Annotated in this window: 18 protein-coding genes; 4 read left to right on the plus strand and 14 right to left on the minus strand. The window is 40.5% G+C overall.

From position 1 onward, the window contains the following. Positions 1-60: 60 nt before the first annotated feature. Entirely contained in the window at positions 61-621 is a 561-nt protein-coding gene (locus ACYSNU_RS14095; RefSeq protein WP_461737831.1) for a GNAT family N-acetyltransferase, read from the plus strand. Between the two features lie 67 nt (positions 622-688). On the opposite strand, the gene ACYSNU_RS14100 is transcribed toward ACYSNU_RS14095, so the two are convergent. The 6 genes from ACYSNU_RS14100 to ACYSNU_RS14125 form a co-directional block, all read right to left on the minus strand. Next, entirely contained in the window at positions 689-1,351 is a 663-nt protein-coding gene (locus tag ACYSNU_RS14100; RefSeq protein ID WP_461737832.1) for a hypothetical protein, read from the minus strand. A gap of 208 nt (positions 1,352-1,559) precedes the next feature. Then, positions 1,560-3,359 carry an excinuclease ABC subunit UvrC gene (gene uvrC, locus ACYSNU_RS14105; RefSeq protein ID WP_461737833.1) on the minus strand — a complete coding sequence of 600 codons (1,800 nt, stop codon included), beginning with the start codon at positions 3,357-3,359 and terminating at the stop codon, positions 1,560-1,562. 195 nt (positions 3,360-3,554) lie between these two features. After that, the gene (gene trxA / locus ACYSNU_RS14110) at positions 3,555-3,869 is read right to left on the minus strand and encodes a thioredoxin (protein WP_461737834.1); all 315 of its coding nucleotides are present in this window, start codon (positions 3,867-3,869) and stop codon (positions 3,555-3,557) included. 88 nt (positions 3,870-3,957) lie between these two features. Further along, positions 3,958-6,321, minus strand: a complete 2,364-nt coding sequence (locus ACYSNU_RS14115; RefSeq protein WP_461737835.1) for an endonuclease MutS2 — start codon at positions 6,319-6,321, stop codon at positions 3,958-3,960. Between the two features lie 194 nt (positions 6,322-6,515). Continuing rightward, positions 6,516-7,064, minus strand: a complete 549-nt coding sequence (locus ACYSNU_RS14120) for a CvpA family protein (RefSeq protein ID WP_461737836.1) — start codon at positions 7,062-7,064, stop codon at positions 6,516-6,518. 14 nt (positions 7,065-7,078) lie between these two features. Then, a complete protein-coding gene (locus ACYSNU_RS14125) occupies positions 7,079-7,516 on the minus strand; it encodes a cell division protein ZapA (protein WP_461737938.1) in 438 nt (145 codons plus the stop codon). 142 nt (positions 7,517-7,658) lie between these two features. Here ACYSNU_RS14125 and rnhC point away from each other — a divergent pair, with 142 nt between their 5' ends. Beyond that, complete coding sequence (gene rnhC / locus ACYSNU_RS14130) at positions 7,659-8,603, plus strand: ribonuclease HIII (protein ID WP_461737837.1); 945 nt, start codon at positions 7,659-7,661, stop codon at positions 8,601-8,603. A gap of 145 nt (positions 8,604-8,748) precedes the next feature. On the opposite strand, the gene ACYSNU_RS14135 is transcribed toward rnhC, so the two are convergent. Further along, positions 8,749-8,976 carry a hypothetical protein gene (locus ACYSNU_RS14135; RefSeq protein ID WP_265458986.1) on the minus strand — a complete coding sequence of 76 codons (228 nt, stop codon included), beginning with the start codon at positions 8,974-8,976 and terminating at the stop codon, positions 8,749-8,751. Between the two features lie 148 nt (positions 8,977-9,124). Between ACYSNU_RS14135 and ACYSNU_RS14140 the strand changes: the two genes are divergently transcribed. Beyond that, positions 9,125-9,397 carry a hypothetical protein gene (locus tag ACYSNU_RS14140; RefSeq protein ID WP_461737838.1) on the plus strand — a complete coding sequence of 91 codons (273 nt, stop codon included), beginning with the start codon at positions 9,125-9,127 and terminating at the stop codon, positions 9,395-9,397. Here the strand turns inward: ACYSNU_RS14140 and ACYSNU_RS14145 are convergent. From ACYSNU_RS14145 to ACYSNU_RS14175, 7 genes are all read right to left on the minus strand, one after another. Further along, positions 9,342-9,956 carry a Type 1 glutamine amidotransferase-like domain-containing protein gene (locus ACYSNU_RS14145; protein WP_461737839.1) on the minus strand — a complete coding sequence of 205 codons (615 nt, stop codon included), beginning with the start codon at positions 9,954-9,956 and terminating at the stop codon, positions 9,342-9,344. The genes ACYSNU_RS14140 and ACYSNU_RS14145 overlap by 56 nt on opposite strands. Before the next feature lie 15 nt (positions 9,957-9,971). Next, positions 9,972-10,358 carry a hypothetical protein gene (locus ACYSNU_RS14150; RefSeq protein WP_461737840.1) on the minus strand — a complete coding sequence of 129 codons (387 nt, stop codon included), beginning with the start codon at positions 10,356-10,358 and terminating at the stop codon, positions 9,972-9,974. 180 nt (positions 10,359-10,538) lie between these two features. Continuing rightward, positions 10,539-11,318, minus strand: a complete 780-nt coding sequence (locus tag ACYSNU_RS14155) for a class I SAM-dependent methyltransferase (RefSeq protein ID WP_461737841.1) — start codon at positions 11,316-11,318, stop codon at positions 10,539-10,541. A gap of 43 nt (positions 11,319-11,361) precedes the next feature. After that, the gene (locus tag ACYSNU_RS14160; RefSeq protein WP_461737842.1) at positions 11,362-11,952 is read right to left on the minus strand and encodes a uracil-DNA glycosylase family protein; all 591 of its coding nucleotides are present in this window, start codon (positions 11,950-11,952) and stop codon (positions 11,362-11,364) included. Beyond that, positions 11,942-12,262 (minus strand): nucleoside triphosphate pyrophosphohydrolase family protein, encoded by a 321-nt coding sequence (locus tag ACYSNU_RS14165; RefSeq protein ID WP_461737843.1) that lies wholly within the window; start codon positions 12,260-12,262, stop codon positions 11,942-11,944. Before ACYSNU_RS14165 ends, ACYSNU_RS14160 begins: the two co-directional genes overlap by 11 nt. A gap of 357 nt (positions 12,263-12,619) precedes the next feature. Next, the gene (locus ACYSNU_RS14170; protein WP_461737844.1) at positions 12,620-12,991 is read right to left on the minus strand and encodes a hypothetical protein; all 372 of its coding nucleotides are present in this window, start codon (positions 12,989-12,991) and stop codon (positions 12,620-12,622) included. 139 nt (positions 12,992-13,130) lie between these two features. Then, complete coding sequence (locus ACYSNU_RS14175) at positions 13,131-14,003, minus strand: AraC family transcriptional regulator (RefSeq protein WP_461737845.1); 873 nt, start codon at positions 14,001-14,003, stop codon at positions 13,131-13,133. Between the two features lie 304 nt (positions 14,004-14,307). On the opposite strand from ACYSNU_RS14175, the gene ACYSNU_RS14180 reads away from it, so the two are divergent. Further along, on the plus strand, positions 14,308-15,354 hold the full coding sequence (locus tag ACYSNU_RS14180; protein ID WP_461737846.1) for an oxidoreductase: 1,047 nt from the start codon (positions 14,308-14,310) through the stop codon (positions 15,352-15,354). Positions 15,355-15,389 lie beyond the last annotated feature (35 nt).

Genomic DNA, 15,389 nt, shown 5'->3' on the forward strand with positions numbered 1-15,389 from the left:
GCATTTTAGTTTTAATAAGTTGAAAAATTCTTAATTCACTATTCTTGTTATGGAGGCGCTATGCTCACCTTTGAAAAAATTGTACAGCCAAAACAACAAGCTGCTGCTCTAGCCAAGATAAAACAGCTCTATCAAGCTGCCTTTCCCCGACTTGAACGGATGCCTTTTTGGTTTTTACAAAGAAAACTAAAAAATCCGGCTGTTGAATTACTAAGTGTCTGGCAGAAAGATAGTTGGCTCGGCTTTTTATATTCGGTTGTTTTAGAGGACAAAGTCTTTATCTTTTATTTTGCCATTGACCCAAACCAGCAGGGCCAACGTTATGGTAGTAAAGTTTTACAGGAGTTACCAACGGTCTACAGCGGTAAAAAAATTGGCTTGACGATTGAGGCGTTGGATAGTTCTGCCAAAAACCAACAACAGCGTATCAAGCGAAAAAATTTCTATTTGAAAAATGGTTTTGTTTCTCAAGATCTTTTCCTCAAAGAATTTGGTGTGCTCTATGAATTTTTAGCCTACGGAGGTCGCTTCACTTTTCAAGAAGTTGAAGCGTGTCGCAGGAAACTGTTGGGCCAAAGTTTAGCAACAATCATTCCATCAAAAGAAGTCTTGAGGAAATAAACAAAAAAAACTGCCGAAAAAATTCCGTTTTACTGGAAAATTTTTGGCAGTTTTTTTCTGATTCTTTTTATGCTCTCAACACTTCCTGCATGACATCTTGATCTTGCTCCGGCACGTTGCCGGCATAATTAGGCGTAGCCAACGAATAGCCACCGTCAGCATTGGCAAACAAATACATAGGTCTGTTATTGACGCCTTCTTGATAATTTTGTTCTCCTTCAAGATGCAAGTCCAAATTAATTTGCGTATTCACAAAAACACTGCGAATTTGATTATCCTTAGCTGAGAAAACCCGAATTTCCTTTGTCGGAATTTCAGTGATGCTTCCTTGATATCTTGAGGCGCTCACTGTGTTGTCGGGACTTTCATAGGTTATCGTAATGAGCGGCTCTCTAGACATTAAGTTATCTAACGTAAAAGAAGTTGGGTAATTGACACTAAAGCCATGATAAAACGTGACAGAACTAGCAAAGGCAGATAAATCAACAGCATAAGGAAATTTATTGACAGCATCAGCTATTGACGAGCTTTCTGTTGTACTCCCACTAGTTTCAGAAATCTGACTAGTCTCTTGAGTCTGCTGGCTGCTGGTTGATTCGTTACTTTCTAGACTACTGCTAGTAGTAGAACTAGCCTGTGAGTCAGCCGTTTGCGAATTTTCTGTTTGATTATTACAGCCTGTAAGTATTAATCCTGTTAATACGATGAAGCCTATAGCAATTTTTTTCATCTTCTCCCCCTCTTTCACTTCCCATTACAACAGCAACTTTGCTAAAAATCTTCTGCAGCTTTTCTTACTTTTATTTTATCGATAATTTTATGTAGCGTAAAGACCAACAGGCTTTCTTATCTGAAAAATAAGCTTTAAAATGCAAAAAGCTAACTGGAATAATCACCCTTAGGAGATTCCAGTTAGCTTTCCAATAACTTGATTAAATTTAGTCCTGCTCTTTTTCTGGCCCTTCTGTCTTATGCAACTCAGCAAAGACATTTTCAGCAACGCCTTTTGGTAAGCCAATCGCCTGCAATTCTTCAATGCTGGCGGCGGTAATATTTTTAACCGATTTAAATTCCTTCAGCAAAAGCTTTTTGCGCTTGGGACCTAAGCCGTCAATTTGATCCAGCTTAGAAGAGAAACTGTTTTTACTGCGGAGCTGGCGATGGAAGGTAATCGCAAATCGATGGACCTCATCTTGAATCCGCTGCAATAGGAAAAACTCTTGAGAGTTGCGCTCTAAAGGTACCACCTCTAAATTTGGACCAAAGAGTAATTCACTGGTTTTGTGTTTATCATTTTTTGCTAGACCGGCAATCGGAATATCCAAGCCCAGCTGATTATCCAGCACATCTCGGGCAGCATCTACCTGACCTTTACCTCCATCAATTAAAATCAAATCTGGAAAAGGCAAGTCTTCTTTAAGAACCCGCGAGTAACGGCGGTAAATAACTTCCCGCATCGTAGCGTAATCATCCGGTCCTTTGACTGTTTTAATTTTGTATTTGCGGTATTCATTTTTAGCAGGTTTGCCATCAATAAAGACCACCATCGCCGAAACTGGGTCGGTCCCCATAATATTTGAATTATCAAAGGCTTCAATTCGGGTTGGACTCGGAATATTCAGTGCGCTTCCCAACCGATCTACGGCGCCTAATGTCCGCTCCTGCTTGCGGACAATCAAATCAAATTTTTCATTCAATGCAACGCCGGCATTTTTAGCCGCCAGCTTGACTAACTTTTTCTTTTCTCCCCGTTGCGGCTGCAAAACTTTAGTCTTGAGCAGCGCTTCAACGCTGGGCATATCAATATCATCTGGAATTAGCACTTCCTTTGGAACAAAGTGCTGATTCTCTTGATAAAATTGGCCGATGTAAGTCAAAAAATCATCCTCAGCATCATTGTAGAAGGGAAAAATCGAGACATCCCGCTCAATTAATTTGCCTTGGCGGACAAAAAAGACTTGGACACACATCCAGCCTTTATCAACCGCATAGCCAAAGACATCCCGATCCATTAAATCGGCATTGGTCATCTTTTGGCGAGTCATAATTGTTTCAATGGCGTTGATTTGATCTCGGTACTCAGCAGCTTTTTCAAATTCCATCTGTTCAGCTGCCGTATCCATCTTAATTTTCAATTGGTCTTGAATTGCTGTATGGCCACCATTCAAAAATTTCTTGATTTCCTTGACCATATCTTTATAGGTCTCTTTGGGAACATTGAAAACACAGGGTGCCAAACATTGGCCCATATGATAATACAAGCAAACTTCTTTAGGCAAAACCTTGCATTTTCGCAAAGGAAACAAACGATCTAGCAATCTTTTTGTTTCATTGGCGGCGCCGACATCGGGATAAGGACCAAAATACAAAGCCTTGTCTTTTAAGACTTTTCGAGTGATTAAAAGTCGCGGATAATCTTCATTAGTAATTTTGATAAAAGGGTAAGTTTTATCATCCTTCAGCATAATATTGTACTTAGGGTCATTTTTCTTAATCAAATTAATTTCTAACAGCAAGGCTTCAATATTGGATTCTGTCACAATATATTCTAAATCATCAATCTCACTTACAAGCCGCTCAGTTTTCGTGTCATGACTGCCAGTAAAATAAGAGCGCACACGATTTTTTAAAATCTTAGCTTTGCCGACATAGATGATAGTACCGTATTTATCTTTATATAAATAACAACCCGGCTGATCCGGTAGCAGGGCCAATTTATTTTTAATTCGTTCATTCATGGAAAATTCATCCTCACTAGTCTTGGGTAATGATAACTAAAGGAACTGATGTTCTCAATTTACTGATTTATTATAACACGCCAAGTCAAGAGAAGTCATTTTAAGCTGACTGGCGGTTGGATTGATTTTCTTTTGAAAACAAAAAAAGTCTGCAGCACAAGTTTTCCTTGCACTGCAGACCAATATTTTTTCAGCTTACATATGTTGGCTGATTAATTCTTTTAATTGGTCTTTGCTATGAACACCAATTACTTTATCTACAACTTCGCCATCTTTTTTCAAAAGTAAAGTTGGGATGCTCATAATTCCGAATGATGCTGGCGTTTCTGGATTTTCATCCACATCCATTTTCACCACTCTGAATTCTGATTCGTCATATTCTTCTTCCAATTGATCTAAGATTGGGGCTTGCATGCGACAAGGTCCACACCAAGTAGCCCAAAAGTCAACTAAAACCAAACCTTGTTCTGTGTCAGTGTTAAATGTTTTATCTGTTACAACTTGTGCCATTTGACATACCTCCTAGTTTTTCACTGCCATTATTATAGCACCGTCATTTTTCGATGCCTAATAATCTGCTTACTCTTAATAAGTGTTCTTACTTAAACTTAACAATTGTAGCACCGTTGCCCCCTTGATTATTCGGTGCAAATTCGAAGCTTGCAACACTGCGATGATTTTTTAAATAATCGGTAATCCCTTGTCGCAAAGCGCCGGTACCTTTTCCGTGAACGATCGTCACCTGCGGATAGCCGGCTAAAATTGCAGCATCTAAATACTGATCGACTTCTGCCAGTGCTTCTTCATAGCGCTTGCCCCGCAAATCCAATTGATTGGCAACATGGCTAGCTTGGCTAGAACGTACTGTATTGACCACCCGTTGCACCGGTTCTTTCGTTGGTGCAACGACAGTCATATCACTTTCTGGCACCGTCATTTTTAAAATGCCGATTTGAACCTGCCAGCTGTCTCCTTCTTTTTTAATCAGTGTACCCCGTTGACCATAAGTATTGACCATGACTTCGTCACCGGCTTTTAGGCGTTTTTGTTCCTTAGCTTTTTTCAAAACTTTATTCTTTTGCAAGTGGTCTTCCTCTTGCCGCAGACCAGCAAGTTGCGTGCGGGCATCAATTAATTGATGCTCTTTGACGCCACTGTTGCCGCCCGCCAATTGCATTTTACGAATGTCAGAGATGACCTTTTCGGATTTTTCTTGTGCATCTTCAACAATTTTATTGGCATCTTTACGGGCCTTGGCCAATTCTTTTTCTCGTTCTTCATAGAAAAAGCTGTAAGCTTCTTCTAGTTGTTTATGCAATTTTTCGGCTTCGTCCATATGATAGCGAACTTCTAAATATTCGGTTTCCGCCATTTTCCGACGATTTTCTAAATCGGCAATCATTTCATTTAAATCTTGACTCTCGTCATCCATAATTTGTTTGGCTGAATCAATCACCGTTGGATCAAGACCTAGCCGTCGAGAAATTTCAAAGGCATTACTGCGCCCAGGTACCCCGATTAATAAGCGATAGGTTGGACTTAAAGTATCGACATCAAATTCCATGCTGGCATTGATTGTACCGGGACGATTGTAGCCGTAAATTTTCAACTCAGGATAATGAGTTGTCGCCATCACGTAAGCTGATTTGGCTCCGAGAAAATCGAGGATAGCAATTGCGAGAGCGGCCCCCTCCTGCGGATCGGTTCCCGCACCTAGTTCATCAAAGAGCACCAAACTTTTTTCGTCGACTTTATCTAAAATGCTAACGATATTTGTCATATGAGATGAAAATGTCGACAAGCTTTGTTCAATCGACTGTTCGTCACCGATGTCGGCATAGACTTCATCAAAAATCCCCATTGTGCTCTCTTCAGCCGCTGGAATAGCTAAGCCGGCTTGGCCCATTAATTGCAACAGACCTAAAGTTTTCAGCGTAATGGTTTTCCCACCGGTATTAGGACCCGTGATAACCACCGCCTGATAATCTCGGCCAATTGCAATATCATTGGGTACGACTTTTTCCGGGTCAATCAAAGGATGCCGAGCTTGGCGAAAATCTACCTGATTGTCTTCAGTGATTTCAGGAACGATTGCTTTGATTTCTTTTCCATAACGGGCCTTAGCGTTGATAAAATCAAATTGGCCTATCACGTAAGCATTTTGTAAAATATCTCGCCGATAGGGAACTAGCTCTGCAGATAATTCTGATAAAATTCGTTCGATTTCTGTGCGCTCAGCAATTTGATGCTGCCGCAGGCGATTATTTAATTCGACAATTTGCTTAGGCTCGATAAATAAGGTTTGTCCTGAAGAACTTTGGTCGTGGACAACGCCACCGAAAATATTGCGGTATTCGGCTTTCACCGGAATCACATAGCGGTCATTACGCATCGTTACCAAAGCGTCGCTAAGGTATTTGGCATTTTTTCCACGAACAATCCCGTCCAGATTTTCTCGAACACTCTGTTCGCTACGACGGATGCTTTGACGAATGCTCCGCAGCTCTGGCGAAGCCTCGTCTGTCACGCGGCCATCTTCGTCAATTGCCTCTTTTAAACGGCGGGTGAGAGCAGGAATCGTCACCAATTGCTCATTCCAATGATACAGACGGGCAAATTCGATTTCACTATCCGCTAAATCACCGAAAAATTTGCTTACCTCATTGGTGGTGCTTAAGACGCGGGCCACTTCAGCTAACTCGATACCGTTTAAATTGGCACCAATTTCGATTCGTTTCATATGAGGCCGAATACTTTTTAATTTCGGTACGGGAATGCCGCCCCGCAGACGTTGAACCTTTAAGCCGTCCTCGGTTTCATCTAAGGCGGTTTGAATCCGTTGGCGGTCATTGATTGGCACTAATTTTTCCAGCTCTTCTATTCCTTGGTCGGTTGCCAAGTAATTTTCAAGGGCTTTTTTTACTTTATTAAATTCTAAGGTCGTTAAAATTCGTTGATTCATATTTTCACCTTCTCAACTCAATTTTTGAGTTTATTTACTCCGCTAAAAAAGTTGCAACATAAGTCGCTTCCAGAAGAGATGCTCGCTTTTAATGGCGATTTTTTCTGTCTGTCCTTATGTCACAACCTTGATGAACTGTGAACAAAAGCTGACTACTTCTGTCACAAGTATGTTAATTTACTCGACTCGTTTGATCAGCCGATTATTTGAGTCACCCACAAATTTTCCATCATACTGGAAAGAATCGGTGTGTTGGTGACAATGCTGCGGGCAACTTCAGATCTTTCAAATTGATTTTGCACAGCTTCCATTGGCACGTAGCTAGCAATCGTTAAAATCAGAAAAATTCCGACATAGACCACAATAAAACTGAGAATGCCCCCGGCCACCCAATCAAATTGTTTTAAAATTGGGATGTAGGTCAATTTTTTAAAGAAAATTGCGATAAAGCGGGTTGCCAGCCAACCGATAAAGGTAATAATTAAAAAGGCTGTGGCGGCATAAAACGCTTGATCTAAGTTTAAGGAAATCTGCTGGTCGAAAAAGACCATGGTTGCATTTTCCGTGACTGCTGGATAAGGAATTAATAATTCCAAAGAGGGTGCCAAGTCTTGATAGTAAGTCCGGGCGATAATAAAGGTGGCAAAATAGCCGACTGTATATACTAGTTGCATTGCCAGTCCCCGCCGTGCGCCGGAATAAAAGGCAATCCCTAATAACAAAAGAATCCCAAGGGTTAGCATAATGTGTCCTTTCGTTAACTCTGTGTCTTTTCTTTGATTTGTTGTTTGCGATTTTCATTTAAAATCTGCTGGGCCTCCACATGATTGTGGACCTCCACATCACTGCGCCCTTGCTTCTTTAAAACATCACGGGCTTCTTGTTCCAAAGCCTCCATCCGCTTAATTCGGTTTTCTAATTCCACCATACGAATTTGCCGCTGCTTTAATTCGGCGATTTCTTTTTCCAAATGTAAAATCCGCGTTTGCTTCGTCAATTGATCAGAAACTGCATTAATTGCTAAGAGGACAGCTCCTTCCTCCTTGGTGATGCTGGGAGAAATTTGCCGAATTTCTTTTAATTGGTCATTCACGAGCTGATTGACCAAATCCATGTGCTGTTTATTCTTTGAACCAATTATGGTATAAGTCTTGCCGTCGATGACCGCTTTGTAGCGATTTTTTTCTAAGGCCACTTCAATCATTTCCTTCCTAAATCAACCTTTAGCTTCCATTTTAGCAGAAGTCCGTTGGGAATGCTAAATTAATCAGAATTCCTTTCAAAAAAGTTGTTCCTATTATATGATAAATATCAGAAAAAAGAAACGAGGATTCTTCATGGCAACCATCGTCTTAAAACCTGATACTCCTACTTATCAAAAAATCTTATCCTATTATCAAGGATTTGCTGAAAAAAAACAAGTTCCCCACGCTCAGCTCTTTGCTAAAAAAGGCACAACTGCCGTGACCATTTATAATTCCGGCAAAGTTATGTTCCAAGGGCCGGCTGCGGAAAAAGAAGCCCAGCAATGGGATAGTTCACCACAAGCAACTAACGTCAGCGGAACAGCTACTGCTACGAAAAAAAAATCAGCGGCTACTAAACCCGGCTTACCGGCTGGATTTAGTCAACTGTCAGTTATCGGCAGTGATGAAGTCGGCAACGGCAGCTACTTCGGTCCATTAGTTGTCTGTGCGGCCTATGCCCCTAAAGAAAAATTGGCCGAATTAAAAGCCCTCGGCGTGCGTGATTCAAAAGAGCTAACCGATTTGCAGATTAAGCAAATTGCCAGCCAATTAGCAGACTTGATTGACTATCAGCTGCTCGTTGTGCCTCCGGAAAAATACAATGCCGTGCAGCCAAAATACAACGCTGTCCACATGAAAGTAGTTTTGCATAATCAAGCAATCAGTCTGCTCTTAGCAAAAATTGCGCCGACTAAACCTGACGCTATTTTAATAGACCAGTTTACTCCAGAAGGCAATTATCGCAAATATCTTGCCGCTGAAAAAAAACAGGTCAGCGAAAAAATCTACTTCATCACTAAAGGTGAACAGTATCACTTAGCTGTTGCCGCCGCTTCGATTCTTTGTCGTGCCAGTTTTTTGAATGAACTAGCAGAAGAATCAGCAGAAGTCGGTTTGCAATTACCCTCTGGTGCTGGAGCAAAATCAGATCAAGTTGCCAGCCGCATTTTAAAAAAAGGCGGCCTAGACTTATTAGGGAAATACGCTAAATTGCATTTTGCCAATACGCAAAAAGCCCAAAACTTATTAAAATAAAAACAAATGGGACTGTGACAGCACTTATTATCGTTACTAACAAAATAATTTTGACTTCATTGTTCGCTATTTAGTACAGCGAACAGCAGATGAAATTTCAATTATTTTGTCGACGGCTGATAAGTTTTTGTCACAGGCCCGTTAATTATGCTGGTTTAGTTTCGCTATCTTCCTTAACTCGAGGCTCACCAAAAATAACCATGGCGGAAACACTCAACTCGCGAAAAGCACTTTCTTGATATTGAATATCATACACCTCAGCATCGTGGTCGATGACATAAGCTATATATTCATTTACTTGCCGCTCTACTTCTTGATGGGGATTTTCATAGGTTAATGTATTGGCACTAAAAACTTTCACTTTGCGAATCATTTCGCACCTCCTCAACATACTTCCTTACTACTATACAACAGCCGTAAAAGGAAAAAAGAAAATTTTTCTTAACTTTGACTTTTCTTAACGATTCCCTAAAATGTAATCGCTATACTGGCCTTACCAAGCTTGAAAGGGGATTTTTTAAATGAAAAAGTTAGCCGCTGCAAATCTAAGCTTTACCATTTTAGCTGGTCTCAGCTTCTTTTATCTAATTCAAATCGACAATGCTTCCCGTCTACCAGAAAATCTCTATACCGATTATCACATGCGCCAACTGCCATTTATTTACTTACTGATTTTCGCTTTAGGCGCTTTATTTATCAGCAACCTCATCATAATTTTTAAAAAGAATAGCTCGGCTTCTATCCAATCAAGCGATGCTCGCCCCCTGCCACCAGAATTGCCTGTTGATCAGTAAACGGCAGCAGTGGGATTTTAGTTTGATACTCTTCGATGATATCTTGAATCAAGGTGCCAAAATAGCGATTGCCAACATGGGGCAGCGGATAGATTTCAATTTCGCCTAGCCCCTGATAACCTTTGATTAGTGGCGCTTGGCTGGGGTCATCAATTTTATCAATGTAATCAATGGTTGGTGCGGCCAAAATCGAGCCCGCTGATTCGCCGATGTAAAGTTTTCCTTTAGCAATTTCTGCTGTCAAAACCGGCAGTAAGTTTTTTTGTTGAAGGGCCTGCAATAAAAAGTATGTATTGCCGCCAGAAACAAAAATCAGCTGATTTCTGGCTAAGACCTCCTGAGCTTTCTCTGTCGAAGCAGTGGTAATTTCTAACTCCTCAACAACTAAGCGTAAGTCTTTAAATAGTTGCCGTGTTTCATCCAAAAACGGCAGACTATCCTCCACCAGACTGGCTGTTGGAATAAAGGTAAGCCGTTGTCCTTTTAAGTCTTTTCCAGCAAAATCAGCAAAATATTGATAACTATCCAAAAATGAAGATGCTAAAAATAATTTTTTCATAGAAACTATCTCCTATCACGCCTCGCTCGTCAATTTGCCGTATTTTTTTTCTAAGGCAGCTAAGACTTGCTTGGTCTTTTTTTGGTTTCCGCTGTAAATAAAGCTCACTTGATTCTTTGTAGATAATTGAAAATCATATTTGTCAAAACCGGTAATGTCTCCTAGCTGCTCCAAAGGAATTTGATAAGTCGCTACATAAGCTATTAAAGTTTTTTCAAAGTGTTCCCGCCGTGTGATATCTTGGTAAATTGAATAAAAAACACCTAGAACCAAGATGATGCCAAAGCCTCGCACCCACCAGCTCCCCTGAATAAATCGCTCTCCCAAAATAAACACTCCAAAGAAGAGGGCAATTATCCCTCCAAAAATTAAGGCTTTGTATTTACGCAGTATTTCTTTCATCAGTTAAACCTCACTTGTTTTTGCTCGTTGCTATCGCAAATTTTTCTGCTCATGTCCTCGGCAGTCTCGTTTTTTATTATACAGTTTAGCTGAAACATTTGAAAACTTTTAGAATAAAAAAAGGATTTACTATCAGAGCTATACTAAAGCAAAGTCCTGATAGTAAATCCGTATTAGCATTCAAATTGATAATTTAACTGCCCGCGTTGCAGCAAAGCATTTAATATATTTATCTAGTGGGCGACTGCCGCCAAAATCATCCTCATAAAAATCCGTCAGCACAAAGCCGGCAGCCAGCTGCCCTTGAATCTGATCCTCCAAAGTATGGGCAAACTCAATGGTCTGTCCACTAGCTAAATAGTCTCCCCGCTGATTTTCAGGCAACCAATCTAATGAGTTGCCGGGAATCACATTTTTCACTACTAACTCGCCCTTTTCTTCGGCCGCTTCATCGAAAATATACAACAGCGGATTCGTGAACCCTGCAATTAAAATCCCCTGTGGTTTTAACACACGGGCAATTTCCTGCCAGACAATTTTTATATCTGCCACAAATAAGTTAGCAACCGGATGAACGACAATATCAAAGCTTTCATCAGCAAACTGCGACAAGTCCGTCATACTGCCCTGTACTATTTCAAAAGAAAGCCGGTCTCGCTTTGCAACAAATCGGTCTTGCTCTAATTGTTTTTCGGAAATATCAGCAACTGTTACCTCGGCACCGGCTGCTGCCAAAATCGGTGCTTGCTGACCACCGCCAGAAGCTAGACAAAGAATTTTTTTATCGAATAATTCTAGCGGAAACCATTCCCGAGGAACTGGTTTTCCCGCGGTAACGCCAATTTGCCATTCTCCTTTGCGGGCTTTTGCTACCTCTTCAGCACTAACTGCTAAAGTATAAACAGATTGGTCACTCACCTTTTGATCCCAAGCCTGGCTGTTATGTTGATTAATATCCATGTCTTCTCCTTTATTAGGTACTAAATTTTTTAACCACTAAAGCTTAATTTATCTTTAAAACAGTCTGCACCTGTTGGCGAACTTCTGCTAAACGCCATTGGTAAAAGTCTGGATGGTCCTTAAACCATTTAATATTCAAAGGTGATGGATGCGGCAAAATAATCACCGGCCGCCCATTAATTTCTTGATTTTCAAACACTAGGCTTGAAAAATCGGCCTTTGGGAAAAAATGATTGGCCGCTTTGCCACCGACTAAAATCATGAGTTGATAATCAACTGCTTCTAAAATAGGAGCCAACCACGTTTTTCCACAAATGGCTGGCGGCTGTTTATCACCGCCGCTTTTATTTTTCCCCGGAAAGCAAAGACCGACTGCCGCAAAGCAAAAAATAGTCTCTAAATAAAACTCTTCCTCAGAAATTTGGTACCATTCCTGCCGCAGCTTGCGGCCACTGGCATCTGTGAAGGGCATTTTGGTTTCAGCCACCGTTTTAGAAGGGGCCTGACTAATATGAACAATTTTCGACTGTTGGTCTCCCCGAAAGACGGGCGCAGGGTCTAAGCGGCCCTCACAGATGCGGCAATGAGCAATTTGTTGAGCCAACATTTCAAAATTTTCTTTTTTATTTGTCATACTGCGGTCCTTCTTCAATTCGCTGAGCGTAGCCCTGCGAATTTTTTTGATAGTGGCGTTTTTGATTGATAGCAAGCTTTTGCTCTAGTTCATAGCCTAAATCGACCTTCAAAATTTCAGCCAAACCTAAAAGATAAATTGCCACATCCGCCAACTCATCCCCCACCTTTTGGCCCTTTTTATAGGCATCAAAAGCTTCTGCGACTTCGCCATATAAAAATAAAAATTCTTTTTCAATATTGGTGACATTAAATTGATGATTGATTTTATTTTGATAAACGATTTTTTGGTAGTCTCTTAATTCTGTCATAGAACTTCTCCTATCAAGCAGATTTGTCCTCTTTATTTTACCAAAGAAAGCTCTTTTAGTTAATTTTCAAAATAAAATCATCTTCAAACTTTTGAATAACAAAAATAAGCCTGTGGCATTAGTCTTTTTAACAGATGAAACCCGAACTATATTTGCTCCTGCGGTCCAATAGGTCCTCATCGCAAATTAACAATATCTAGTGGTTTTCAATCGATATTGTTCGTAAAATTCGGCTCTGTTCTAACTAATGTCACAGCCTCTTTAGAAACTCTTGCAGATTTACTTTTGTGGTTATTGAACCTAAAAGTAAATTTTGTATTATTTGGATATTTGATTTATCAATTAGTATTGAAAGTTTTAGCTTTGTTTCACTATACTGACTTTGCCCTTGGCATTATCGCCAATGACCGAGACTTGGTATTTGCCGCTTTTTGAGATTTCAACGGGAAATGATTCGCTAGTGGTGAGAAATTTTTCCCGCAGCATTTTATGACCGCCGGGTTCCTCCAGATGAATTTCCAATTGCCCGCAATTATTCTCGACAAAAACATCGACAATGTCTCCAGCTTTCAACTCCAACTCGTTGGATAGTGTTGTGTTTAAAACCGAATAAGAGGTAATAAATTGATCTTCATTTCCTGTTGAACTACCGTTAAAAGTTTTAGGCGCCAGACAGCCGCTTAAGCTCAACAAGCCAACCATTATTACTGCCAATAACCCTTTTTTCATTCCCCTTCCCCTCCTTTTGATTCCCTAATAACACTAGTGTATCAAAAAGAAAGACTTTCTTTATCGGGCTTTGGTCGCAAATTTAAGCCGTTTCACTAAAAAATGTAGTCAAAAGTAAAAATTAGTTGCAAAATAGTATTTAATTTTCGACAGCAATCCAGACCTCTTGATGACCTTCTTGCAAATAACATTCAAGTGCTGGTAAATCTGCCAGTCGATAACCGGAATTTGGCAGCCATTCCCGATAAAATTGTTGGTAAACATCTTGAACAGCTGAAGGCAATTCTCCATTGGCTTCGATGACCACCCACTTGGCTTTCGCTAAGGAAATTTCAGTCATGCCTTCAGGAGCAGGAACATCACGACACTCTGGGACATCCACATAATTGGTTACCCCGATAAAATATTTCATGTTTTCTGAATCTCCCCATTGCCCACCAATAGCAACGCCTAAAAAACCAGCAGGTCGGTAATCTGCCTGTTGAAAAAGTTTGGTCAACTCATTGATGCGACCATTTTGCCAGACAGATGCCCAAATTTTGGGAACCTCTGCAAAAACGGTTTCTGTTGTGACAGGATAGCTATAGCCGGCAACTTTAAAGGCCGGCCACTCTTCAATTTGATAGCGCATTTGTTTTTCTCCTTTAATTGTTAGTTGAAAGGAAAGTTTGGGACAAGACTTCAGCTGAACCGGCTGCTTGCGCACTTGTGAAGGCAAGACGCCATGAAAAGTTTTAAAAGCCCGACTAAAAGCATCTTGGGAAGCATAGCCATACTTTATTGCTACATCTAGCAGACGCTCTTCATTTCTTAAGATCTCAAAGGCCGCCAAAGTCAGCCTGCGCCCGCGAATATATTCAGACAGGGACTGATTGGCCATATAAGAAAACAACCGCTGAAAATTATAGCTGGAGCAGTGGACAATCTCAGCAATTTTTTCTTGAGAGATTTCACCAGTCAAATTTTCTTCAATATAATCCAAAGCCTGATTCAATTGTCTCATCCAATCCATAACATTTCCTCCTACTTACAATATAAAACAGTCAACATTTTCTAAACCGACTTTTTGTGTCGGAAATTGTCGGATAATCAGTTACCATTTTCATTATACAAGAAATCAGTTTAATCCGTGGAGAGTTGGAGGAAAATAAACTTGTCGCCATCAAAAAGCTTCCTGCAAATCCCTTTGACATCCCTCACTTACTTTTTTGTAACTACCTGATAAAAAAGTGCCTGCTGTTGTTTTTCTTTTTTTCACGGTATGATGAAGGTACAAAAAAAGACAGCCCTACCGGCAGTCACAAAAGGAGTCGACCATGTCAAAATTATTATCTCCGGTTACCATTACAAATTTAGAACTGGCTAACCGTGTCGTGATGTCCCCCATGTGTATGTATGAGGTCAAAAAAGAAGATGGTATCTTAACCCCTTTTCATTTTGCCCATTACGGTGCACGAGCTCTTTCTAAGGTCGGTTTAATTATCATTGAATCGACTGGTGTCTTGCCAGACGGCCGCATCAGTAAAAATGATTTAGGCCTTTGGAATGAAGCGCAACAAGCAGAATTAACCCGCTTAGTTGAGATTTTACATTCCTTTGGCACCAAAGTCGGCATTCAACTAAATCATGCGGGGCGTAAAGCAGAGGATGCCATTAAAACGGTGGCGCCAAGTCCATTGCGTTTTAATCAAGAATATCCCGAACCTGCCGCATTAAGTTATGAGGAAATAAAAGCCATTCAGCAGGCATTTGTTGCCGCAGTGAAACGCAGTGTTGCTGCCAATCTTGATATGATTGAACTTCACGGTGCCCATGGTTATCTGATTAGCCAATTTTTATCAAACTTAACCAACAGACGAACTGATAAATATGGTGGCAATCTAGAAAATCGCTATCGCTTTTTGGGTGAAACTGTTACAGAAATTCGCCAATTCTACAAAGGGCCATTGTGGGTCAGACTGTCTCTTTCTGATTATGACGAAACCGGTGTTCAAAACTCAATTGATGAATGGCTACAAATTGGTCAGTGGCTAGAAGCTGCTGGTGTTGATTGTTTAGATATTTCCACAGGCGGGTTGATCGATAAAAAACCTAATATTCCCATTTCTGATGGGTATCAAGTTCCTTATACAACCGTTATGAAGCAAAACGTGACAATTCCTGTCACTGCTGTTGGCCACTTGGATAATGCTGGCCTATGTGAATATATTTTGCAAAATAATCAAGCAGATTTAGTGTTGCAGGGCCGCGCACTAATTCGTAATGTGAATTGGCTGGCGGATGCCGCAGTTCAGCTGCGGGACACTAGCTTTCAAGTCTATAACAATTCATATTTACGAGGGCAAAGAAAAAGTAGCAACTAAAGAAATTTTGGGAAATTGGATAAATAGTTGAGTTG

The sequence above is a fragment of the Enterococcus sp. LJL120 genome (assembly GCF_054871765.1).

What these genes read in the sequence shown, in the direction of transcription:
- ACYSNU_RS14095 (WP_461737831.1), top strand. Translation starts at nt 61, where the DNA reads ATGCTCACCTTTGAAAAAATTGTACAGCCAAAACAACAAGCTGCTGCT.
- ACYSNU_RS14100 (WP_461737832.1), bottom strand. Translation starts at nt 1,351, where the DNA reads ATGAAAAAAATTGCTATAGGCTTCATCGTATTAACAGGATTAATACTT.
- uvrC (WP_461737833.1), bottom strand. Translation starts at nt 3,359, where the DNA reads ATGAATGAACGAATTAAAAATAAATTGGCCCTGCTACCGGATCAGCCG.
- trxA (WP_461737834.1), bottom strand. Translation starts at nt 3,869, where the DNA reads ATGGCACAAGTTGTAACAGATAAAACATTTAACACTGACACAGAACAA.
- ACYSNU_RS14115 (WP_461737835.1), bottom strand. Translation starts at nt 6,321, where the DNA reads ATGAATCAACGAATTTTAACGACCTTAGAATTTAATAAAGTAAAAAAA.
- ACYSNU_RS14120 (WP_461737836.1), bottom strand. Translation starts at nt 7,064, where the DNA reads ATGCTAACCCTTGGGATTCTTTTGTTATTAGGGATTGCCTTTTATTCC.
- rnhC (WP_461737837.1), top strand. Translation starts at nt 7,659, where the DNA reads ATGGCAACCATCGTCTTAAAACCTGATACTCCTACTTATCAAAAAATC.
- ACYSNU_RS14135 (WP_265458986.1), bottom strand. Translation starts at nt 8,976, where the DNA reads ATGATTCGCAAAGTGAAAGTTTTTAGTGCCAATACATTAACCTATGAA.
- ACYSNU_RS14140 (WP_461737838.1), top strand. Translation starts at nt 9,125, where the DNA reads ATGAAAAAGTTAGCCGCTGCAAATCTAAGCTTTACCATTTTAGCTGGT.
- ACYSNU_RS14145 (WP_461737839.1), bottom strand. Translation starts at nt 9,956, where the DNA reads ATGAAAAAATTATTTTTAGCATCTTCATTTTTGGATAGTTATCAATAT.
- ACYSNU_RS14150 (WP_461737840.1), bottom strand. Translation starts at nt 10,358, where the DNA reads ATGAAAGAAATACTGCGTAAATACAAAGCCTTAATTTTTGGAGGGATA.
- ACYSNU_RS14155 (WP_461737841.1), bottom strand. Translation starts at nt 11,318, where the DNA reads ATGGATATTAATCAACATAACAGCCAGGCTTGGGATCAAAAGGTGAGT.
- ACYSNU_RS14160 (WP_461737842.1), bottom strand. Translation starts at nt 11,952, where the DNA reads ATGACAAATAAAAAAGAAAATTTTGAAATGTTGGCTCAACAAATTGCT.
- ACYSNU_RS14165 (WP_461737843.1), bottom strand. Translation starts at nt 12,262, where the DNA reads ATGACAGAATTAAGAGACTACCAAAAAATCGTTTATCAAAATAAAATC.
- ACYSNU_RS14170 (WP_461737844.1), bottom strand. Translation starts at nt 12,991, where the DNA reads ATGAAAAAAGGGTTATTGGCAGTAATAATGGTTGGCTTGTTGAGCTTA.
- ACYSNU_RS14175 (WP_461737845.1), bottom strand. Translation starts at nt 14,003, where the DNA reads ATGGATTGGATGAGACAATTGAATCAGGCTTTGGATTATATTGAAGAA.
- ACYSNU_RS14180 (WP_461737846.1), top strand. Translation starts at nt 14,308, where the DNA reads ATGTCAAAATTATTATCTCCGGTTACCATTACAAATTTAGAACTGGCT.